The organism is Pseudomonas sp. C9D1, from assembly GCF_056491235.1.
In genome coordinates, this window is record NZ_JBSZIE010000002.1 from 450,872 (window position 1) to 471,350 (window position 20,479).

A 20,479-nucleotide genomic window follows, 5' to 3' on the forward strand; every position below is an offset into this window, starting at 1 on the left:
TGCGCGCCGCCCGGCGCCATGCGTTCCCGTGTCGGGCCGATCGGCGATGGAATGCCCGCAGATACAACGCCCGCAACCCGGGCTCATGTCCCTTAGCGCCACGGCGCCCGGACCCTTCTCCGCGTCCTGCGGAACCCTCACAGCGTCCAGCCAAGGCCCGCTTCGTGCGTCGGCCCAGCCCTGGCTGTGTTCGCGGCCAGACGGCGACCCCGTACTCCGCGCTGTAACGACTATCCCGCAGCCTGGCAAAACCCGGCTGTCGATAACAGGCACACCCGCTGCCAGAACACGTGGATACCCTTGCGATGCCCAAAAACCTGAAGTTCAGCCACAAGATCCTCCTGGCAGCGTCCCTGGTGATGATCACCGCCTTCGCCTGCTTCGTGCTGTTCAACGATTACCGCCAGCGCCAGACCCTGCGCACCGACGTGCACAACTCCCTGCAGGACCTCGGCGCCCTCACCACCAGCAACATCAAGAACTGGCTCGAAGGCCGCATCCAGCTGCTCGAATCCCTCGGCCAGCAGGTCGCTGCCAATGGCACCGAGAAGGAACAACTGGCCCGCTCCATCGGCCTGCCGGTGTATGGCCAGCGCTTCCAGCTCAGCTACTTCGGCGGTGAAGACGGCCTGATGTTCTCGGTGCCGGCGGGCAATCGCCCGTCCGACTACGACCCGCGCCAGCGTGGCTGGTACAAGGCTGCCAGCGCCGCCCAGGGCACCATCCTCACCGAGCCCTACATCGCCGCCTCCTCGGGCAAGCTGGTGATCACCATCGCCACACCGGTGCGCGTCGATGGCCGCTTCGTCGGCGTCGCCGGTGCCGACATGGACCTGGACAGCATCACCCGCCTGATCAACTCGCTGAACTTCAAGGGCAATGGCCATGCCTTCCTGGTCAGCGCCCAAGGCAAGGTGCTGCTGCACCCGCAGAACCAGTACATCCTCAAGAACCTCAGCGACCTCTACCCCGGCGCCGCCCCGGTGATCCGCCCGGGCGTTTCCGAAATCGACGTGGACGGCCGCACCCAGTTCATCTCCTTCACCCCCATCGAGGGCGTGCCGTCCACCGACTGGTACATCGCCCTGGTGCTGGACCAGGACGCCGCCTTCTCCATGCTCGGCGAGTTCCGCACCTCGGCCGTCATCGCCACCCTCATCGCGGTGGTCGTGACCTTCTTCCTGCTGGGCATGCTGATCCGCGTGCTGATGCAGCCGCTGCTGGTGATGGGCCGCGCCATGGGTGATATCGCCGAGGGCGAAGGCGATTTGACCCGCCGCCTGGACGTGCATTCCCAGGACGAGTTCGGCGAGCTGGCCCAGGCCTTCAACCGCTTCGTGTCGCGTATCCACGCGTCGATCCGCGAGGTGTCCTCGGCCACCATCCAGGTCAACGAAGTGGCCAAGCTGGTGGTCAATGCCTCCAACTCCTCGATGCACAACTCCGACGAGCAGGCCCAGCGCACCAACAGCGTCGCCGCCGCGATCAACGAACTGGGCGCCGCCGCCCAGGAAATCGCCCGCAACGCCGCCGACGCTTCGCACCAGGCCTCCGACGCCCGCGAGCTGGCCGAGGAAGGCAAGCAGGTGGTGGGCAAGACGCTGACCGCCATGCACGAGCTGTCCACCAAGATCAGCGCCTCCAGCACCCAGATCGAAACCCTGGCCGGCAAGACGGTGAACATCGGCCAGATCCTCGACGTGATCAAAGGCATTTCCGAGCAGACCAACCTGCTGGCGCTCAACGCCGCCATCGAAGCGGCCCGCGCCGGTGAAGCCGGTCGTGGCTTCGCCGTAGTCGCCGACGAGGTGCGCAACCTGGCCCACCGTACCCAGGAGTCGGCGCAGGAAATCCACAAGATGATCGAAGAGCTGCAGATCGGCTCCCGTGAAGCGGTGGGCACCATGACCGAGAGCCAGCGCTACAGCCAGCAGAGCGTGGAAATCGCCAACCTGGCCGGCGAGCGCCTCTCCAGCGTGACCCAGCGCATCGGCGAGATCGACGGCATGAACCAGTCCGTGGCCACCGCCACCGAGGAGCAAACCTCGGTGGTCGAAGCCCTGAACATGGACATCACCGAGATCAACACCCTCAACCAGGAAGGCGTGGAAAACCTCCAGGCCACCCTGCGCGCCTGCGCCGACCTGGAGCAACAGGCCGAACGCCTGAAGCACCTGGTAGGCAGCTTCCGCATCTGACGCAGACGACGGATGAACGACGGCCCCGCACATGCGGGGCCGTTTGCATTCAGGGGTAACCACGTCGGGTTGCACCCGACCTACATCCGACGCTCAACCTGTGGGAATTCATTCGCGATGGGAGTAGCCGGCAGTACCGTCGGTGCAGTCCTGCAACCTCACCTGGTGGAGGTAAAAAACGACCTCCACATCCCGGGATGCGTCTGTGCTGACTGGGAGTGACGGTTCGGGTGGACGACGCTTCACCCGTCCACCATTCGCAGCACGGCGCGGCACCGCTGGTGGAGGTAAAAAGCGACCTCCACCCTACGCCCGGCAAAGCTCCGTGGGGTGGGTGAAGCCCGCGTTTCCGGCAAGCGTGTCGGGTTGCGCCCGACCTACATGCGATGCCCAATCCCGTAGGGCGGGTGAAGCCCGCGTGCCGCTACTCGTCCTCCATCACCCGGGGCGGCAGGCCGATCTGCCCGCCGTGACGCTGGCCCCAGTCGTCGAGCACCTTGAGTGCGTCCACCAGCGAGGCGCCCAGGGGGGTGATGCGGTATTCCACCCGGGGCGGCACCTGCTGGTAGTCGCGGCGCAGCACCAGGCCTTCCAGCTCCAGCTCGCGCAGCTGCAGCACCAGCATCTTCTCGCTGATGCCGCCGATCTGCCGACGCAGCTCGCCGAAGCGACGCGTCTGGTCGCCGAGGCTGTAGAGGATCTGCGCCTTCCATTTGCCGCCGATCACCTTCATGACGGCATCCAGGCCCGGATTGCCGTGTTTCTCGTAACTGCTCATAGGCTCAGCATCCTGCTGTCGAGGCCGTTTACTGCGCTGCGGGCATCAAGCGCGCCCGAATGCGGCACTGGGTGGGTGTCTGAGGACATCTTCTGATTCCTCCGCAAGAGTCTTCTGAAATTCTTTCTATTGGGCACTCTGCGTCGAAGGCCCACCCTGACCTTGATCAAGTCGCACGCACAAAAACACCGGTACTTACATTTCGGGTGGTAGGCGGGTGATGCCGTCAGTGGGAGCGAACTCATTGCGATCAAGGCCCGCACTCCGTAGGGCGGGTGAAACCCGCGTACTTGATCGGCACCGCCGTCGGGTTGCACCCGACCTACATTAAGACGATCACCGCAACGCGCTGTGAAACGGCCTCACCCCGCCAGCCGCTCCGCCAGGAAGTCGACGAACACCCGCACCTTCTGCTGCAGGTGGCGGTTGCTGGCGTAGAGGGCGTAGATGCTGCGCCGGGCCAGCTGCTGGTGCGGTAGCACCTGTTGCAGCTGGCCGCTGGCCAGGAGCGGCGCGGCGATGAAGGACGGCAGCGCACCGATGCCGGCACCGGCCACCAGCAGGTCGCCGAGCATCAGGCTGTTGTCCACCGAGAGCCGCGTGCGCAGCTCGACGCCGCGCCCCTTGGGGCCGTCCAGGCGCCAGCCGCCGGGGCTGTCGGCCAGGCGGTAGGCGAGGCAGTCGTGGCTGCAGAGGTCTTCGAGCCGCTGCGGCGTGCCGCGCGCGGCAAGGTAGCCCGGGGAGGCGCAGATCACCTGCTCCACCTCCCCCAGGCGCCGGGCGATCAGCGTGGAGTCGGCCAGGCTGGAGCGGATGCGCAAGGAGACGTCGAAGCCTTCGGAGACCGGGTCCAGCAGGTGGTCGTCGAGGGTCAGCTCCACATTCAGCTGCGGGTAGAGCGCCATGAACTCCGCCAGCAGCGGCGACAGCACCTTGAGGCTGAACGACAGCGGCGCATTCACCCGCAGGCGCCCGCTGACCTCGCCCGCACCCTGGGCAGTGGCGCTTTCCAGGGCCTCCAGCTCGTCCAGCAGGCGGCAGCATTCGGCGAAGTAGGCGCGCCCGGTGTCGGTGAGGCTCATGCGCCGCGTGGTGCGCAGCAGCAACAGGTTGCCCAGGCGCGCCTCGAGTTGGCGCACCTGCTTGCTCACCGCTGCGGTGGACTGGCCCAGGTCGAGGGCGGCCTTGCTGAAGCCGTCGAGCTCGACGACGCGGCGGAAGGTGCGCATGGCAACGAGCAGGTCCATATTTTCCCTCGGGTTGAATGTCTTTCAGCGGATGCGCAGATTATCTCTTCAGACTCAACAAATACCATCGCGGCACTCATCACCACCCAGGAGTTCCGCCATGCACCTACCCCACCCCCTTTCCCGCCTCGCCGCCCTGCCCCTGCTGCTGGCCCTGGCCCAGGGCGCCCTCGCCGCCGAGGAAGTCGGCAAGAGCCCTTGGGGCGAAAAGGACGAGATCGGCCGCCTCAACCTGATCACCCCCGAATCCCGCGCCGCCATCCTCGGCCGCCTCGCCGGTGGCAAGGCCTACGACCTGGCCGTGGAGTACTTCATCGGCATGCCCAGCTGGCAGGCCGCCGGCGACCCGCCCTACCAGATGTGGATGACCCACACGCCCCACGGCAATCTGCTGGCCGACCCGATGGGCGTGGGCGAGGCGATGAACCGCCACGTCAGCTACACCGGCTCGGCGGTGTCCATGTACGCCCACATGGGCACCCATATCGACGCGCTCAACCACTTCGGCCTGGAGGGCAAGATCTGGAACGGCTATGCCGCCGCCGACCACCTGGGCGACCGGGGCTGGAACGTGACCGGCGCCGAGAAGCTGCCCCCCATCGTCGCCCGTGGCGTGCTGATCGACGTGCCCGCCGCCAAGGGCGTGGAGATGCTGCCGGACAGCTACCGCGTCACCCGCCTGGACCTGCGCCAAGCCCTGAACAAGCAGGGCGTGCGCCTGGAGAAAGGCGATGTGGTGCTGATCCGCACCGGGCGCATGCGCGACTACGAGAACGCCCAGCGCTACATGACCAACCCGCCGGGCCTGAGCCTGGACGCAGCGAAGTTCCTCATCGAGGAAGGCGGCGCCATGGTGGTAGGCGCGGACAACCTGAGCTTCGAGACCTTCCCCACCGAGGTGCCGGAGAACTACATCCCGGTGCACACCTACCTGCTGGCCCAGCAGGGCGCGCCCATCATGGAGCTGGTGGACCTGGAAGGCCTCTCGCGGGACAAGGTCTATGAGTTCGCCTTCATCGGCGCCTCGCTGAAGTTCCGCGGTGCCGATGCCGCGCCGATCCGCCCGGTGGCGCTGCCGATCAACTGAGGCTCTCGGCGAGCTTCCCGGGCTGAAGCCCGGGCTACGAAGAAGGAGACGGCGGTTTCACAGCGAGCAAGAGGCTGTGTCACTATCGCGCCTCCTTCGCGGCGCCCCTCGTGGGCGCCGTCGCTCCGTCGGTACAAGGAACCTCGCGCGTGGAAACCTCGGTCTTTCTGGTGGTAATGGCGGCGGCCGCCCTGCATGCGGGCTGGAACGCGCTGCTGAAGATCGGCCTCGACCGCCTGCTCACCGCCACCCTGATCCAGATGGCCGCCGGCCTGGTCGCCCTCTGCGCCCTGCCCTTCGTGGCCTTCCCGGTGGCCGCCGCCTGGCCCTGGATCATCCTCTCCGCCGTGCTGCACATCGGCTACAACCACTTCCTCGCCCGCGCCTATCAGTACGGCGACCTCGGGCAGGTCTACCCCATTTCCCGGGGCAGCTCGCCGCTGATGGTGGCGCTGCTGTCCCTGGCCTTCCTCCACGACGGGCTCGGCCACGCCGAACTGGCCGGCCTGCTGACCCTGGTCACCGGCATCTGGCTGATGGCCTGGCGCGGCGGGCGTGCCGGGGGCGGGATCAATCGCTCGATGCTGTTCTGCTCGCTGATGACCGCAGCCTTCATCGCCGGCTACACCCTCTCCGACGCGGTGGGCGCACGCAGCAACGGCGATGCGCTGTCCTACGCCGCCTGGCTGTTCGCGGTGAATGGCTGGGTGATGGCCGGGGTGATCGCGGTGCAGCGCGGGCCGCGCGTATTCCTGCAACTGGGCCCGTACTGGAAGAGCGGCCTGGCGGGCGGCGCCATGTCGCTGCTGGCCTACAGCATCGTCATCTGGGCGATGACGCGGGCGCCGGTGGCGCTGGTCTCTGCCTTGCGCGAGACCAGCGTGGTGTTCGCGTTGCTGATCGGCTGGTTGTTCCTCAAGGAGCCCATGAAGCCGATCCGCTTGCTGGCGTGCGCGGTGATCGCCCTCGGCGTGGTGGTGATGAAGCTGGGCTGAGCCCCTCAGGCGAGGGGCTTGACCCGGTAGCTGTGACGCAGGCTGCGCCCCAGGACGGGGTCGTGCAGCTCGACGCTGAACCCTTCTCCCGGCAGCGGCTCGCCAATGAAAGGCAAGGTGCCGCAGAACATTGCCGTGCCGGCCGGCAGGCTGGCATCGCCGGTGCGCCGGGCGATGAGCTCGCGGGGGTCCAGCAACGTCGCCACCAGCCCGGTCTGGGACAGCTCGTCCCGCCCCTCCACATGGCGCCAGCAGCGCAGCAGCAACTGGTCCCAATGCCCCGCCACCTCGTGGAAGCGCCACAGCTCGCGCCCCACCGGCTTGAGGCAGAGCTGGCGGGAGACGGCTACGTCGTAGCCCTCCACGCGGCGGTCCGCATGGTCGGAGCCGATGCCGACGTAGAGCGCGGTGCCGGTGGAGAACAGCACGCACTCCACCTCGGCGGAAGAGTCGTTGCCCGGCACCTGAAAGTCCTCATCGGTGCTCAGCAGGTCGGCAGACAGCTCGAAGAAGCGGGGCAACTCCTGCGGCGGCGGTGCACTCAGGGTACGGGCCTGGGCGCTGGCCTGGTCGGCATCGCGCCCGGTCCAGCCGGCGACCACCAGGCTGCGCACGTCGAACGCGAGGGACTCCCCACCGGCCACGGTGAAGTGCAGTGTCATGGCTAACTCCTGTCGATTGCGGTGATGCGGTGTTTCCCGCGCGGGGTGATGCCGAATCGTCAGGGGGTGCGATCCAGCCGGGCGGGAAGCGATGAAGCTCAGATGCTAGGGGGCGGGACGTTGCGGGCACAGAGGGCGAAGTCCGTAACCCTTGAAGGATGGCACCACCACAGGTGTGGACGGAGCCTTATGGCAGCAGCGGGAGGGACAGGGCCCGGCGACGCGGGCCCTGGAGGTGGCTCAGCTCAACCGCAGCTGACGCCCTTGATCAGGTTGGTGTCGTCGGTGTCGATGTTGAGGCGGCGGGAGTTGTATTCCAGGGTCATCACGCTGCCCGGCTTGAGCACGCGCACGTCGCTGGCACCGGCGGCGTTCTTGGCCTGCTCCACCAATTCGGGGGTGGCGGCCTTGCCGATCAGCGAGCGCACCGGGCCGGACGAGCAGCGACCGTCTTCCGAAGGAGCGGCGGCCGGCAGGCTCTCGGTGGCAGCGGCGGCAGGTTTCTCCGCCGGCGCATCGGTGGAGCTGCAACCGGCCAGCAGAGCGCCTACGAGCGCCAGGCCAAGGGTGATGGAAGTGCGAGACATACTGCGATCCTCATACAAAGTGAAAACGAAGCTGAAATCGGTGGCTGGGAAGGCCCGGGCCGCGTGCATGGGACACGCACCGCCGGCTCGCCGTTCCCGACGCAGGCGCGCATTGTAGCGCGGCTCCGGCCCGCTGCCCGTTGCGCTGCACGGTGAAATCCTTGCGGCATGTCACTGCGCCGGCCTTATGCAGGCTTAGCACATCCGTAGCGGGGTACGCGCCTCAGCCGAGCAGCGCGATGTTGTCGTCGATGCGCCCCTGGATCGTGCGCACGGTGTCACGGGTGATGCCCTGAGGGAACTGGCCCTCGGCGCAGGCGGTAAAACCACTGGCCACGTCGCAGATCCGCGCGATGACATCGGCGGCGTCCCGCGCCGAGAGGTCCGCCTCGTCCACGGCGAGCTTGAGCAGGTGCTGGCGGGTGATGCGCAGCGCTTCGCCCATCACATCCATCTGGTGGTAGCCGCCCGGCCCTTCGCAGAAGGTCACGTCGTAGGCCGGGGCCAGGGTCCACTGGCCGCTGGAAGCCATGCGGTAGGCGAAGTTCTTCGGGTGGTCGTCGCGGTTGTTGAACACCACGTTGAACACCATCCGCTCGAAGGCGCGCGCCTTCTCCCGCACGTCGTTGCAGCAGAACTGGGTCGCCCGCAGGAAGCTGGTGTAATCCAATGCGCCGGGGGCGCGGAAGTCCGCGCCGGTGAAGGCGGCCAGGCTCTGCATGGGGACGCGCATGCCCTGCTGCCGATCGAATCGTCGGCTGGCGAACGCAGCCCGCCCATTGGGTAGCTCGAAGTATTCGGTGTCCGGGGTGTCGATCGCGCATTCGCGCAGGCAGTGCGCGTAGACCGCCTCGGTGGCGCACACCTCGGGGTGCTCCCAGGCCGCCGGGAACTTGATCAGCCAGGCATCCAGGCCAGGTGCCGCCGCGGTGCTGAAGCGGCCGGACGCAGGGTCGCGATAGAGCAGGACCTTGGGCCGTGCGCCGTGCGGCGAGCCGCCCATGAGCATCAACTGCTGCAGGAACTCCCCGCCCTCGCCGTCGAGCACCTCCTGGACCTCCGCCGCCAACTGCTCGAGGGGAATCTCTTCAGCGGGCAGCGGCGGTTCTGCTGCCGCCGGTTCGAACGACATCGCCCCCATGGCATGCGCGCCTATGTAGGTCAGGCGCTCCAGGGGGCCGACATGTGCGGGGTTGAGCCCACGGCGCTTGAACAGGCGGTCCATCAGCAACATGCCCCAACCATCCGGCAACGAGTCGTAGACCGGCCCCGGCAGCGACAGCTGATGATCGGGGAAATCCCTGCGCAGCCGTGGGCCTTTCAAGGGCAGACGCAGGGACGACAGCTCCAGCCCCGAGTCCAGCGCCTCTTCGCTGTACTCGAAGGCAATCAACGGGCGGCCGGTGAGCGCGGTCGAGGAAACCAGCGAGCCCCAGCGCCAATGCGCGCCCCAGCCGTCGTAGTAGACGTCGACCCGCTTAGACATCGCCGGCTTTCCTTTTCACCCGCTGACGCTGGGCGCCTTGTTCATAGCGGAGGATGTCATCCAGGCTTTCCAGTTGCGGCATGAACAACAGCTCCAGCTCCTCGAGACGCCCCAGGACCATGGCCACGCGAACCACGCTGTCGAACGCGACGCTGCGCCCGGCCTCCAGATTGGACAGGGTGCTAACGCCGATACCGGCACGGGCGGCCACCTCGGCCTGGGTCATTCCCTGGATCAGGCGCTCCTGGCGCAGACGCACGCAGAGCAGTTCGACCACTTCCGCCGGTTTGACCAAACCTAAATTCATCATATCGAGTGTTAAACCCAGAAATCGCCTTTAATACGCATAATTATAGAGTTATATGAAAATTCAGAAAGCCCTATAACTTCATAAAAACACGTCTTATTGAAGAGTAGCGCCAATAATCTTCGAAATACTGAATTTAGCAGTTAGAGCCTAGTGCATTCGGGGCGAGCACAGCGTGTGGCGGCCTGCCGCTCGGCCCTGGGTAACCAGCACGCCCTCCCATGCAAGGGCCTAGCCGTGCCGCGTCTTGCGGATGAACACCACCACCAGCAACGCCGCCAGCAGCTCCAGCCCGGCCACCCCATAGAGCCCGCCGGCCAGTGCGCCGGTGCGGTCCTTCACCCAGCCGATGAGGTAGGGCGCGGCGAAGCCGGCGAGGTTGCCGACCGAGTTGATCACCGCGATGCCGCCGGCCGCCGCGGTGCCGGTGAGGAACAGCGTGGGCAGCGACCAGAACACCGGGAAGGCAGCGAGGATGCCCACCGCCGCCAGGGTCAGCGCCAGCATCGCCGCCACGCCGTGGCCCATGGATGCGGCGCAGGCCGCCAGCCCGACCCCGGCCAGGGCGGCAGCACCGGCGCAATGCAGGCGCCGTTCGCCGCTGCGGTCGGAATGGATGCCGTTGAGCACCATCGCCACCGTGCCCACGGCGAAGGGCAAGGCGGCCAGCAGGCCGATATCCAGGCTGCCCTGCACACCCAGGTCGCGGATCAGCGTCGGCACCCAGAAGGCGATGGTGGCATTGCCGCTCACCAGGCAGAAGTAGATGGCCGCGCACAGCCACACATGGGGGTTGCAGAAGGCGTCGCGCAGGCCGGAAGCCTTGCCCGGCGCGGCGGCGTCGGCGGCCACTTCGGCGCTCACCAGGGCGCGCTGCGCGGCGCTCAGCCAGCGCACGTCCGCCGGGCGCTCGGGCAGGTAGCGCAATACCAGCAGGCCGGCGAGCACCGAGGGCACGCCTTCGACGATGAACAGCCATTGCCAGCCGGCCAGCCCGCCGACATCGGCCATGCCCGTCATGATCAGCCCCGCCAGCGGCCCGCCTATCACCCCGGCCAGGGCGAAGCTGGTCATGAACAGGCCATTGACCCGGGCACGCCGTGCGGTGGGGAACCAGTAGGTGAGGTAAAGCACCACGCCGGGGAAGAAGCCCGCCTCGAACACCCCGAGCAAAAAGCGCAGCGCATAGAACTGCATCGGCGTGGTCACCAGGAACATGGCGGTGGAGATCAGCCCCCAGCAAATGGTGATGCGCGCCAGGGTGCGCCGCGCGCCGATGCGTTCCAGCAGCAGGTTGCTCGGCACCTCGAAGAGGAAATAGCCGATGAAGAAGATGCCCGCGCCCAGGCCGTAGACGGCTTCACTGAAGCCCAGGTCGTCGAGCATGTGCAACTTGGCGAAGCCGACGTTGACCCGGTCCAGCCAGGCGAGGATGAACAGCGCCACCAGGAAGGGCACCAGGCGCCAGGTGATGCTGCGGTAGGCCCGCTCGCGCAGGAATGAACGGGCCGGATCGGAAATGGACATGCGATCGCTCCCGGGGCGGCCAGGCCGCCCGCAGAGGTGAAGGGTCAGCCCAGGCAGCGCTCCACCGCGGCCCCCAGTTGCAGGATGTTGGCGTCCTGCCCGCCGAGCCCGCACAGGCTCAGGGCGATGCCGGGGCGTTCCGGCAATGGGATGGACAGCGCGCAGCCGTCGAGGAAGTTGATGACGGCGGGGTTGGCCAGCACCCGCGCATTGATGCGCTGGAAGGCGTCGTCATCGGTGATCTCCGCCAGGCGCGGCGGCGCGATGGAAACCGTGGGCATCAGCCAGGCATCCGCCCCCAGCAGCACCTCCGCCGCGCGGGCCTTCAGCTCGGCGCGCTCCAGCAGCAGCTCCAGGTAGTCGCAGGCGCTCTGCCGGCTGCCGCGCTCGATGCGCACCGCCACGCGCGGGTCGTAGCGGGCGCTTTCGGCCAGCAGGCGCTCGCGGTGCCAATGCCAGGACTCGGCCGCCGCAAAGCCGCCACCGGCATTGATCTCCGGCAGGCGCAGCAGCTCGGGGAAGCGGAATTCGACGATCTCCGCGCCCTGCTCCGCCAGGCGCGCGATGGCCCAGTCGAAGGCCTGCGCCACCTCCGGCGCGAGGTCTTCCAAAACGTAGTCGGGGGTGACGAAGAAGCGCTGCCCCTGCAACGGCAGGCCGGCATCGCGCCAGGGCTGCGCGCCGGTCAGCAGCGCGTCCACCTGGGCGCAGCAGGCCACCGTGGGCGCCAGCGGGCCGATGGAATCCAGGCTCTGCGACAGGGGCACCATGCCCTCGCCGGGCACCCGCCGCGCCGTGGGCTTGAAGCCGGTGATGCCGCAGAACGCCGCCGGGATGCGCACCGAGCCGCCGGTATCGGTGCCCAGCGCAACCACCGACATGCCCAGCGCCACGCTGACGGCGGCCCCGGAGCTGGAGCCCCCGGCGATCAGCCCCTCGCCCACGGGCGACAGGGGCGTGCCGAAGTGCGGGTTGAGGCCAAGGCCGGAATAGGCGAACTCGGTCATGTTGGTGCGCCCGAGCAGCACGGCGCCGGCCTCGCGCAGGCGCGCCACGGCGGGCGCATCCACCGTGGCCGGGGCCTGCCATTCCAGCACCCGCGAACCGGCGCGGGTCACCTGGCCGGCGATGTCGAACAGGTCCTTGATCGACACCGGCAGGCCATCGAGCGGCGACACCCGTCGCCCCAGGGCCAGGCGCTGGTCGGCGAACGCGGCGGCAGCGCGGGCGCCCTCCTCGTCCAGTTCCATGAAGGCATGGCCGCCGCCGGCGAAGTGCTCCTGGGCGCGCGCCAGCATGGTTTCGGTCAGCTCGCGGCTGCTGGTGCGCCCGTTGGACAGGCGCGCGGACCATTCCGCCAGGGTGACGAGGCCGTTCATGCCTCCACCTCCAGCACCTCCACTGTGTAGCGGTGGCTGAGGGTGCGCTCCAGCACTGGGTCGTGCAGTTCGACGCAGAAGGCCTCGCCCGGGGCGATGGGCAATAGCGCCTCGAGGGTGCCGCAGAACATCACGCTGCCCTGGGGCAGGGTCATGCCACCGTTGCGCCGCTCGATCAGGTCCAGCGGGTCGAGCATGCTGCCGGCCTCGCCCTCCTGGTACAGCTCGCGCTGGCCCTCGCGCTCGCGCCAGCAGCGCATCACCAGGCTGTCCCAATGCCCGGCCACCTCGTCGAAGGACCACAGCTGGCGGCTCACCGGCTTGGCGCAGAGCTGCTTGGACAGGGTGATGTCCAGCGCCTCCACCTGGCGGTCGGTGTGGTCGGAACCGACGCCGACGTAGAGGCCGTCCCAGGCGGCGATCAGCACGCATTCCACCTCACCGGTGGAATGGTCGCGGGGCAGCTGGATGCTCTCGGCGGTGGTCAGCAGCGAGGCCGCCACCTGGTAGAAGCACGGCACCTCCGTGGGCGGGCGGATGCCCAGCGTCTCCAGCTCGGCGATGTGCCGGTCGACGGCCACCCGGTTGCGCCCGGTCCAGCCGGCGATCACCAGTTCCCGGGGTTCGAAGGCGAGGCGACGCTCGCCCGCGACGATGAAATCCAGTGCCATGGTCATTCTCCTTGCGTGCATGAAAAGGCGCCGGGGCCCGTTGCCCCGGCTTCAGATGCTCCTGCCGATGGTGCTGCGGAAGGCTTCGATGTGGTCGCGCATGGCCCGCTGCCCCGCCGCCACATCCCGCGTGCGGAAGGCCTCGAGGATACGACGGTGCTCCTGGTGCACCGCTTCCTGGTGCCCGGCCGTGGCCAGCGAGAGGAACCAGAAGCGCGCCTGGCGCTCGTGCAGGCTGCGCAGCAGATCGGCCAGCACGCGGTTACGCGCGGCTGCCGAAATGGCCAGGTGGAATTGCAGGTCCAGGGCGGATAGCGCCGCCACGTCACGCTCGGCGATCAGCGCCGGCACGCGGGCCAGCAGCTCGTCCATGGCGGCGATTTCCGTCTGGCTGGCGCGCTCGATGGCCAGGCCCACGCAGAGCACCTCGTTGCACAGGCGCACCTCGATCATCTCCAGCACCTCGTCGATGGACAGCGGCGTCACCAGCACGCCCTTGCGCGGGATGATCGACACCAGCCCCTCGGCCTCCAGGCGTTGCAGCGCCTGGTGCACCGGCGTGCGGCCCAGCCCCAGGCCGCTGGCCAGCGCGGCCTCGTTGAGCACTTCCCCGGGACGGAACTCGCAGCGGATGATCCGCGCCTTGATGGCCCTGTAGGCGGCGTCGCGCAGCGAGAGCGAGGCGGCTGGCGCCGGGGCGGAGGGGGCGATGTCGAAGGCGGTCATGGCGGGGCCCGGTGGCTTGAAGTGGCCGTGATCCTAGGCTGAAGTTTCAAAGGCTCGACAGGTGAGGCCGTCCGTTTCTGCTGCCAGCCGAAGCCCCACTGGGCAATGGGAAAACGAACACGCCGGGGTTTGACCGCCCGCCCCCGCTGCGGCCTAATGCGCGCCCCGCCAGGCTTTGCCGGAGATGGCCATGAGCACCGAACCCAATGTGCGCCCCAGCACGCTGCACCTGCCCCAGGGCCCCTGGGCCACGGTGCTCGACTGCCTGTGCGCGCATTTCCCGGCCATCGACCGCGCCACCTGGCTCGACCGCATGGCCCGTGGCCGGGTCACCGATGGCGAAGGCCAGCCGGTGGACGCCACGCGCCCCTACCAGCAGGGGCTGTGCATCCGCTACTACCGCGAAGTGGCGCAGGAGCGGGAGATCCCCTTCGAAGAACGCGTGCTCTACCAGGACGAGCGCCTGGTGGTGGCCGACAAGCCGCACTTCCTGCCGGTGATGCCCGCCGGCGAATACGTCGAGCAGACGCTGCAGGCGCGCCTCACCCGCCGCCTCGGTCTCCCCGGCCTGGTGCCCTTGCACCGCATCGACCGACACACCGCCGGCCTGGTGCTGTTCTCCCGCGACCCGGGCAGCCGTGGCGCCTACCAGGCGCTGTTCCGCGAGCGCCGTGTGCACAAGCGCTACGAGGCGGTGGCCGCGCCGCTGCCGCAGCTGGAGTTCCCCTGCACCCTGCGCACCCGCCTGGAAGCGGGCGAGCCCTTCTTCCGCATGCAGCAGGTGGCCGGCGAGCCCAACACCGAAACCCGCCTGGAGGTGATCGAGCGCGGCCCGCAGCTGTGGCGCTACGCCCTGCACCCGGTAACCGGCCGCAAGCACCAGCTGCGCGTGCACATGGCCGCCCTCGGCGCCGGCATCCTCAACGACGGCTTCTACCCCGACCTGCACGACACCAGCGCCCCCGACGACCACGCCCGCCCCCTGCAACTGCTGGCCCGCGAGCTGGCCTTCGTCGACCCCATCAGCGGCGAGGCGCTGCGCTTTGAAAGCCAACTGCGCCTGATGGATATCGCTTAACCCCGACGAGCTCCGCTGCGTTGGGCTTCGTGCCTCAGCCCAACCTACCCCGTGGGAGCGAATTCATTCGCGAAAGCCCCATCGCCCCACCCACGCCACCGGCTTGCACCCTGTAGGGGCGAATTCATTGGCTATGTCTGCGTTAGCTGTTGCACTGGATAGTCGCCGAGCGATTCCTTCATACAAATCAAAGGGTTGAGATCATTTCCATAACGCTCAAGCAGCCGTCGCCAGCCCAGGTAGTTCTCCAGGTACTTGGTCGCGACACCGTTGAAGCGCTTCATCCAGAGCTTCAAGCGGCCGTGATAGGCGTTGACGTTCTGGATGTGAAAGGCGCCATCGGTGCGGCGCTTCTGGCGCAGGTTCACGCGATGGTGGGTAATGCCCTCTGCCTTGGCGAAGCTCTGGTAGATCGCGGCGCTGTCCGTGCACAGCACCGCGTCGGGATCGAGCAACGGCCGTAGCACTTCACCTACGTGCTCGGCATTGAGTTGTTTCAACTGGAAGTCGGCGTGCTGCCCACTCCGATCACGTACCACCAGGACCGGGATCTGCTCGGCCGTGAATCCTTTGCGCCGTGCTCTGCCCCCGCGCTTGCGGGCCTGACGTGACAGTTTGCGCTGACCTTTGAATGACCCCAGGAAGAAGGTCTCGTCGGCCTCGACAATCCCTGATTCATGCTGTGCTCGATGCTCGGCGATCAAGCGCAAGAAACGGTGCCTCCAGCGGAATGCGGTGTTCTTGTGAACCTCGCAATGTTCAGCGGCTTTGCGCACCGTCAGGCTTTTCACCATGGCTTCGGCATAGCGCCCCCAACACTCCCGATGACGCAGTCGAGCCAATGGCGTGCCCGTCAGCGCATTGCACGTGCGCCTGCAGGTTCGGCATCGGTAGCGGGCCAAGCCGTGACTGGAACCCCATGGGCATAAGGCCGTGGCTTGGCAATGGGGGCAATGCTCGGGAGGCTCCAGCGCCTCCGCCAGCATGCCCTGAGGGCAGGACAGCTGCGTTTGAAGCTGATCCCGCTGGGTTTGATTGAGCTGAGTCAGGCGAGATAGCCAGCTCCGAAACTCTGTCGCACGCATGGCAGACCTCCTGAAAGAGATGCCGTAACGACAAGTCTAGAAGCTAGCAACACTTAACGCAGACAGAGCCAATTCATTCGCCCAGCGGTGCACCGCGCCGCCGTCCGGAGCCCCGACCGGGCTCCGATCGCGAATGAATTCGCTTGTATGTCCTAGGGTGGAACCTGTCGGGGGGCGGAGGGAGCGAAATCGCTTCTGCAAGCCAGACCGTGGGAGATTTCTCCCGCCCCTCACCTCACTGCAAGCGCCGATAAGGAATCCATCGGCTCAGGTCCGCCCCCGAGACCGACCATATCTGCAAGCCTGCGCCATCGTGAGCCCCCGACAGGTCATTCCATCTTGGCCCTGGGAGTTCGTCATGACAATGCAGAGCACCGTAATCGGTATCGATGTCGCCAAAGACAGTCTGAGTCTGTATCGAGCAGATCTGGAGCAGGCCAGCGAGCTCATCAATGAGCCGCACGCTATCGCCACCTGGCTCAAGAGCCTGCCTGCAGGTTGCAGCCTGGCCATCGAAGCCACCAACACCTACCACGTTGCCGTCGCCACGCTGGCGCACAAACGTGGCCACAGGGTCTACGTGATCGATGGTTACCGCCTGAGCAACTACCGCAAAGGCATCGGTGGCCGGGTCAAGAACGACCTGAGCGACGCCCGCCTGCTGGCCCGCTATCTAGCCCATGAGCAGAAGCAGTTGCACCCCTGGGCGCCGCCGAGCCGCCTGTACCGCAAACTGCAGGCCCTGTTGCACCGTCGCGCCACTCTGGTGCGAGTAACGACGGCTCTGCGCCTGAGCTTCGCCCAGGATCGCCAACTGGCGGAGGCATTGAAGCCCGTCCTGCAGCAGATGAAAGACCTGGAGCGGACACTCAACAGGGCGCTGCAATCCACGCTGAAAGAGGCCGGTTTGAGCGCGCAGGCACAACGTTGCCAGGAGATCGAAGGGGTTGGCCCGATCACCGCTGCTGCGCTGAACCTGGCCTTCCTGCGGGGTACCTTCCGCAGTAGCGATGCATTCATCGCCTTCCTCGGGCTGGATGTCCGGGTCAGGGAGTCGGGGCGCTACATCGGCCGGCGCAAGCTGACCAAGCAGGGGGATCCGGAGATACGACGGCTACTGCATAACGCCGCCATGGCCGCCAGTCGCACAGCCGCCTGGAAGGAACGCTATCAAGCTTATTTGCAGCGGGGTTTGAAGAAGACCGAGGCCCTAACGATCCTCGCCCGGAAACTGGCCAGAATCGCCTTTGCCCTGATGACCAGCCAACAGCCGTACCGACACCGGGACGCTACGGCTGGTTGACATAGAATCTCCCACAATCCAGAGCGCTCCCCGCCCCTCCCCCCCCCTGACCAACACGATCTTTTCTTGACCGATCATTCAGGCGCGAGGATATTACGGCCGTCATCCAAAGCCGATGGACGCGCCGTGAAGCTCCACTACGCTTGCTGGGTTGATAGCCATCAATCGAGACAGAAGGAAATTTCATGAGCCAATACGACGTGGTTGTGATCGGCGGTGGCCCAGGCGGCTACAACGCTGCCATCCGGGCGGGCCAGCTGGGCCTGAAGGTGGCCTGCGTGGAAGGCCGCGAGACCCTGGGCGGCACCTGCCTCAACATCGGCTGCATGCCGTCCAAGGCGTTACTGCACGCCTCCGAACTCTATGAAGCGGCCAGCGGCAAGGAATTCGAACTGCTCGGCATCGAGGTCAAGCCCACGCTCAACCTCGGCCAGATGATGAAACAGAAGGCCGACAGCGTGAGCGCCCTGACCAAGGGCATCGAGTTCCTCTTCCGCAAGCACAAGGCCGAGTGGATCAAGGGCTGGGGGCGTATCGACGGCCCGGGTCGCGTCGCCGTGAAAGGCGCCGACGGCAAGGAGCAGGTGCTGGAGACCAAGCACATCGTCATCGCCACCGGTTCCGAGCCCACCCCGCTACCGGGCGTGGAAATCGACAACAAGCGCATCCTCGACTCCACCGGCGCCCTGTCCCTGCCCGAGGTGCCCAAGCACCTGGTGGTGATCGGTGCCGGCGTGATCGGCCTGGAGCTGGGCTCCGTCTGGCGCCGCCTGGGTGCCGAGGTCACGGTGGTGGAGTACCTCGACCGCATCTGCCCCGGGCTGGACGTGGAAACCGGCAAGACCCTGCAACGCGCCCTGGCCAAGCAGGGCATGAAGTTCAAGCTCGCCTCCAAGGTCACCAATGCCAAGAGCGGCAAGAACGGCATCGAACTCAGCGTCGAACCGGCTGCCGGCGGCGCGGCGGAAAGCATCCAGGCCGACTATGTGCTGGTAGCCATCGGCCGTCGCCCCTACACCCAGGGCCTGGGCCTGGAAACCGTGGGCCTGAGCGTCGACAAGCGCGGCATGCTCGCCAACGAGAAGCACCAGAGCACCACGCCCAACGTCTGGGTGATCGGCGACGTCACCTCCGGCCCGATGCTCGCGCACAAGGCCGAGGACGAAGCCATCGTCTGCATCGAGCGCATCGCCGGGCACAAGGCCGAGGTGAACTACGAGGTGATCCCCAACGTCATCTACACCCGCCCGGAAGTGGCCACCGTGGGCAAGACCGAGGAGCAGCTGAAGTCCGAAGGCCGCGCCTACAAGGTGGGCAAGTTCCCCTTCACCGCCAACAGCCGCGCCAAGATCAACCACGAGACCGAAGGCTTCGCCAAGGTATTGGCGGACGAGCGCACCGACGAAGTGCTGGGCGTGCACCTGGTCGGCCCCAGCGTCAGCGAGATGATCGGCGAGTACTGCGTGGCGATGGAGTTCTCCGCCTCCAGTGAAGACATCGCGCTGATCTGCCACCCGCACCCGACGCGCTCCGAAGCGCTGCGCCAGGCGGCCATGGATGTCAGCGGCTGGGCGATGCAAAGCTGACGGCGTGATGCCCATGAAAAAGGCGCCTACCCGGCGCCTTTTTCGTTTGCTTGAGACCTGGCCAGGAGTCATTGCTCCTCAGAGCCCGGCAGGACGAACTCGTGCCGTAGGGTGTGCCGTGCGCACCTCCGCACGGTGCCTCCGGTAGGCTCCCAGGTGCGCGCAGCACACCCTACTTCCACACCCCGAAGTCTGGCCAAGCCCCCTTGCCAAGAGGAAAGGTTGTGAGCATTCGAATTGAAGCCCCAGAGGATGAACGCGTGCCGTAGGGTGTGCGCGCCTCAAAGGTCGGATCGGCACGGAGCATTACGGCGCTCGCCGGACGGGCCGAGCGCGGGATCGGTGCGCGCAGCACACCCTACAAGAGCACATCGGCGCGCGGGGCTCGGCTCCCTGCACGGAGCCCGGCTGCTTAAAGAAGCTGATGCTTGTGCAGCAGCCGGTAGAAGGTCGGCCGCGAGATGCCCAGCACCCGCGCCGCCAGGCTGAGGTTGTTGCCGTAGCGCGCCAGCGCATCGCACAGCGCCTGGTATTCCGCCCGGCGCTTGTAGTCGTCCAGGGTGCCGATCAGCACGCTGTCCATCGGCACGCTGTGCAGGCCCAGTTCCCCCGCCTCTATCTGCTCCCCCTCCGCCAGCGCATAGCCGCGCCGCACCCGGCTGGCCAGCTCGCGCACATTGCCCGGCCAGTGGTGGCGGACCATCGCCGTCAGCGCCTCTTCGCTGAACTGCCGCGGCTTGTGCCCGGACTCCAGGCTGTAGAGGTCGGCGAAGTAATTGGCCAACAGCGCGATATCGCCCTGGCGCCGCCGCAGGGGCGTCAGGCGCACCTGATGCGCCGCCAGCAGTTGGTAAAGCTCGGGGAGGAAGCGCCCCTGCTCGGCCATCAGCTCGATATCGCGGTCGGACGCCACCAGCAGGCGCACATCCAGGCTGCGCGCCGGGCCCTGGGGCTGCGGCAGCTTGCGGGTGCGCAGGCAGTGCATCAGCGTGCTCTGCACCTCCAGGGGCAACTCGCCCACCGCATCGAGGAACAGGCTGCCGCCGCTCGCTGCCTGCAGGCGCCCATTGGGGCCGAACAGCGCGGCGCTGCAACCGGCCTCGTCCAGCAGCCCGCAATTGAAGGCCACGAAGGGGCCGCCCACGCGCCGCGAGTAACGGTGCAGCGTGCGCGCCACCAGCTCCTTGCCGGTGCCGCTCTCGCCGAGGATCAGCACCGGCTTGTCCAGCGGGCCGAACTTGGTCAGTTGCTTGCGCAGGTCACGCAGCGGCCGGCTCTGCCCCAGCAGCTCGTGCTCGGCGCCCTGGCGGCTGCCCAACCCGCGCAACCGGGCGATGCCGAACGCGCGGCCGAGCAGCCCCTGCAGCCGGGTGGAATCCACCGGGATTTCCAGCGTGTCGAAGAACCACTCGCCGGCGAAATCCTCGACCCGTTCCTGGGGCGCGATATCCCGCCCCAGCAGGCCGATCCACTCCGTGCCGCTGCTGCTGATGAGCGTCTTGATGCGTTCGGGGTTGTCCAGGTGCTCATGCCGCAAGCACAAGAGGCCAACGTCATAGCCGCCCGCCTGCGCCTGCTGCGACTCGCGACTCTCCACCGTCCAGCCGCTGGCCTGAAGGCGCGGCAGCAGCTGTCGGCACTCCTCACAAGGGTCGATCATCAGCACGCGGCGAGCAGTCGGGGTGATGGTGTCCAACATGTCCCATCCTTGGCGCCAATTTTTTGATTAATGCAATAAAAACAATGGTTTGGCGCTTCTAACTGTAACGCTAGCAAT

General features: G+C 67.0%; 17 protein-coding genes and 2 pseudogenes. 7 read left to right on the forward strand and 12 right to left on the reverse strand.

Annotated features, from left to right (window positions below; translation table 11 throughout):
• Positions 1–359 precede the first annotated feature (359 nt).
• Positions 360–1,340: pseudogene (locus ACXI0U_RS10325) on the forward strand (HAMP domain-containing protein); the annotation flags it as partial.
• A gap of 258 nt (positions 1,341–1,598) precedes the next feature.
• Positions 1,599–2,198: pseudogene (locus ACXI0U_RS10330) on the forward strand (methyl-accepting chemotaxis protein); the annotation flags it as partial.
• Positions 2,199–2,622: 424 nt separating this feature from the next.
• Here ACXI0U_RS10330 and ACXI0U_RS10335 read toward each other — a convergent pair.
• Together ACXI0U_RS10335 and ACXI0U_RS10340 are read right to left on the reverse strand one after the other, a co-directional pair.
• The gene (locus ACXI0U_RS10335) at positions 2,623–2,976 is read right to left on the reverse strand and encodes a winged helix-turn-helix transcriptional regulator (RefSeq protein WP_263404633.1); all 354 of its coding nucleotides are present in this window, start codon (positions 2,974–2,976) and stop codon (positions 2,623–2,625) included.
• 362 nt (positions 2,977–3,338) lie between these two features.
• The gene (locus ACXI0U_RS10340; RefSeq protein WP_021217261.1) at positions 3,339–4,223 is read right to left on the reverse strand and encodes a LysR family transcriptional regulator; all 885 of its coding nucleotides are present in this window, start codon (positions 4,221–4,223) and stop codon (positions 3,339–3,341) included.
• A gap of 100 nt (positions 4,224–4,323) precedes the next feature.
• On the opposite strand from ACXI0U_RS10340, the gene ACXI0U_RS10345 reads away from it, so the two are divergent.
• Complete coding sequence (locus ACXI0U_RS10345) at positions 4,324–5,310, forward strand: cyclase family protein (protein ID WP_431484338.1); 987 nt, start codon at positions 4,324–4,326, stop codon at positions 5,308–5,310.
• Between the two features lie 149 nt (positions 5,311–5,459).
• Entirely contained in the window at positions 5,460–6,305 is an 846-nt protein-coding gene (locus ACXI0U_RS10350) for an EamA family transporter (RefSeq protein WP_431484337.1), read from the forward strand.
• Between the two features lie 5 nt (positions 6,306–6,310).
• On the opposite strand, the gene ACXI0U_RS10355 is transcribed toward ACXI0U_RS10350, so the two are convergent.
• From ACXI0U_RS10355 to ACXI0U_RS10390, 8 genes are all read right to left on the reverse strand, one after another.
• The gene (locus ACXI0U_RS10355) at positions 6,311–6,967 is read right to left on the reverse strand and encodes a DUF2848 family protein (protein ID WP_021217264.1); all 657 of its coding nucleotides are present in this window, start codon (positions 6,965–6,967) and stop codon (positions 6,311–6,313) included.
• Positions 6,968–7,212: 245 nt separating this feature from the next.
• The gene (locus ACXI0U_RS10360) at positions 7,213–7,554 is read right to left on the reverse strand and encodes an I78 family peptidase inhibitor (RefSeq protein ID WP_021217265.1); all 342 of its coding nucleotides are present in this window, start codon (positions 7,552–7,554) and stop codon (positions 7,213–7,215) included.
• 223 nt (positions 7,555–7,777) lie between these two features.
• On the reverse strand, positions 7,778–9,040 hold the full coding sequence (locus tag ACXI0U_RS10365) for a type II toxin-antitoxin system HipA family toxin (protein ID WP_374981100.1): 1,263 nt from the start codon (positions 9,038–9,040) through the stop codon (positions 7,778–7,780).
• Positions 9,033–9,350 carry a helix-turn-helix domain-containing protein gene (locus tag ACXI0U_RS10370; protein ID WP_479550192.1) on the reverse strand — a complete coding sequence of 106 codons (318 nt, stop codon included), beginning with the start codon at positions 9,348–9,350 and terminating at the stop codon, positions 9,033–9,035. Before ACXI0U_RS10370 ends, ACXI0U_RS10365 begins: the two co-directional genes overlap by 8 nt.
• Positions 9,351–9,578: 228 nt before the next feature.
• Entirely contained in the window at positions 9,579–10,874 is a 1,296-nt protein-coding gene (locus tag ACXI0U_RS10375) for an MFS transporter (protein WP_431484336.1), read from the reverse strand.
• A gap of 44 nt (positions 10,875–10,918) precedes the next feature.
• Positions 10,919–12,253, reverse strand: coding sequence for an amidase (locus ACXI0U_RS10380; RefSeq protein ID WP_479550193.1), 1,335 nt, complete (start codon positions 12,251–12,253; stop codon positions 10,919–10,921).
• Entirely contained in the window at positions 12,250–12,924 is a 675-nt protein-coding gene (locus tag ACXI0U_RS10385) for a DUF2848 domain-containing protein (protein ID WP_263404447.1), read from the reverse strand. Before ACXI0U_RS10385 ends, ACXI0U_RS10380 begins: the two co-directional genes overlap by 4 nt.
• Positions 12,925–12,975: 51 nt before the next feature.
• The gene (locus ACXI0U_RS10390) at positions 12,976–13,650 is read right to left on the reverse strand and encodes a GntR family transcriptional regulator (protein WP_431484333.1); all 675 of its coding nucleotides are present in this window, start codon (positions 13,648–13,650) and stop codon (positions 12,976–12,978) included.
• Positions 13,651–13,840: 190 nt separating this feature from the next.
• Here ACXI0U_RS10390 and ACXI0U_RS10395 point away from each other — a divergent pair, with 190 nt between their 5' ends.
• Positions 13,841–14,728, forward strand: coding sequence for a pseudouridine synthase (locus ACXI0U_RS10395; RefSeq protein WP_431484332.1), 888 nt, complete (start codon positions 13,841–13,843; stop codon positions 14,726–14,728).
• Positions 14,729–14,859: 131 nt separating this feature from the next.
• Here ACXI0U_RS10395 and ACXI0U_RS10400 read toward each other — a convergent pair whose 3' ends face one another.
• Positions 14,860–15,813 (reverse strand): IS1595 family transposase, encoded by a 954-nt coding sequence (locus ACXI0U_RS10400; RefSeq protein WP_431484331.1) that lies wholly within the window; start codon positions 15,811–15,813, stop codon positions 14,860–14,862.
• 358 nt (positions 15,814–16,171) lie between these two features.
• Between ACXI0U_RS10400 and ACXI0U_RS10405 the strand changes: the two genes are divergently transcribed.
• Both ACXI0U_RS10405 and lpdA read left to right on the forward strand, forming a co-directional pair.
• Positions 16,172–17,116: an IS110 family transposase gene (locus tag ACXI0U_RS10405; RefSeq protein ID WP_431482168.1), complete on the forward strand. Its 945-nt coding sequence runs from the start codon at positions 16,172–16,174 to the stop codon at positions 17,114–17,116.
• Positions 17,117–17,301: 185 nt separating this feature from the next.
• Positions 17,302–18,702: a dihydrolipoyl dehydrogenase gene (gene lpdA, locus ACXI0U_RS10410; RefSeq protein ID WP_479550194.1), complete on the forward strand. Its 1,401-nt coding sequence runs from the start codon at positions 17,302–17,304 to the stop codon at positions 18,700–18,702.
• Positions 18,703–19,114: 412 nt separating this feature from the next.
• Here lpdA and ACXI0U_RS10415 read toward each other — a convergent pair whose 3' ends face one another.
• Positions 19,115–20,401 carry a sigma-54-dependent transcriptional regulator gene (locus tag ACXI0U_RS10415; protein WP_431484329.1) on the reverse strand — a complete coding sequence of 429 codons (1,287 nt, stop codon included), beginning with the start codon at positions 20,399–20,401 and terminating at the stop codon, positions 19,115–19,117.
• Positions 20,402–20,479: the final 78 nt, after the last annotated feature.

Coding starts and splice junctions, on each gene's coding strand:
- ACXI0U_RS10390 (WP_431484333.1), bottom strand. CDS start 13,650: ATGACCGCCTTCGACATCGCCCCCTCCGCCCCGGCGCCAGCCGCCTCG.
- ACXI0U_RS10360 (WP_021217265.1), bottom strand. CDS start 7,554: ATGTCTCGCACTTCCATCACCCTTGGCCTGGCGCTCGTAGGCGCTCTG.
- ACXI0U_RS10400 (WP_431484331.1), bottom strand. CDS start 15,813: ATGCGTGCGACAGAGTTTCGGAGCTGGCTATCTCGCCTGACTCAGCTC.
- ACXI0U_RS10380 (WP_479550193.1), bottom strand. CDS start 12,253: ATGAACGGCCTCGTCACCCTGGCGGAATGGTCCGCGCGCCTGTCCAAC.
- ACXI0U_RS10355 (WP_021217264.1), bottom strand. CDS start 6,967: ATGACACTGCACTTCACCGTGGCCGGTGGGGAGTCCCTCGCGTTCGAC.
- ACXI0U_RS10415 (WP_431484329.1), bottom strand. CDS start 20,401: ATGTTGGACACCATCACCCCGACTGCTCGCCGCGTGCTGATGATCGAC.
- lpdA (WP_479550194.1), top strand. CDS start 17,302: ATGAGCCAATACGACGTGGTTGTGATCGGCGGTGGCCCAGGCGGCTAC.
- ACXI0U_RS10370 (WP_479550192.1), bottom strand. CDS start 9,350: ATGATGAATTTAGGTTTGGTCAAACCGGCGGAAGTGGTCGAACTGCTC.
- ACXI0U_RS10345 (WP_431484338.1), top strand. CDS start 4,324: ATGCACCTACCCCACCCCCTTTCCCGCCTCGCCGCCCTGCCCCTGCTG.
- ACXI0U_RS10335 (WP_263404633.1), bottom strand. CDS start 2,976: ATGAGCAGTTACGAGAAACACGGCAATCCGGGCCTGGATGCCGTCATG.
- ACXI0U_RS10405 (WP_431482168.1), top strand. CDS start 16,172: ATGACAATGCAGAGCACCGTAATCGGTATCGATGTCGCCAAAGACAGT.
- ACXI0U_RS10340 (WP_021217261.1), bottom strand. CDS start 4,223: ATGGACCTGCTCGTTGCCATGCGCACCTTCCGCCGCGTCGTCGAGCTC.
- ACXI0U_RS10385 (WP_263404447.1), bottom strand. CDS start 12,924: ATGGCACTGGATTTCATCGTCGCGGGCGAGCGTCGCCTCGCCTTCGAA.
- ACXI0U_RS10365 (WP_374981100.1), bottom strand. CDS start 9,040: ATGTCTAAGCGGGTCGACGTCTACTACGACGGCTGGGGCGCGCATTGG.
- ACXI0U_RS10395 (WP_431484332.1), top strand. CDS start 13,841: ATGAGCACCGAACCCAATGTGCGCCCCAGCACGCTGCACCTGCCCCAG.
- ACXI0U_RS10375 (WP_431484336.1), bottom strand. CDS start 10,874: ATGTCCATTTCCGATCCGGCCCGTTCATTCCTGCGCGAGCGGGCCTAC.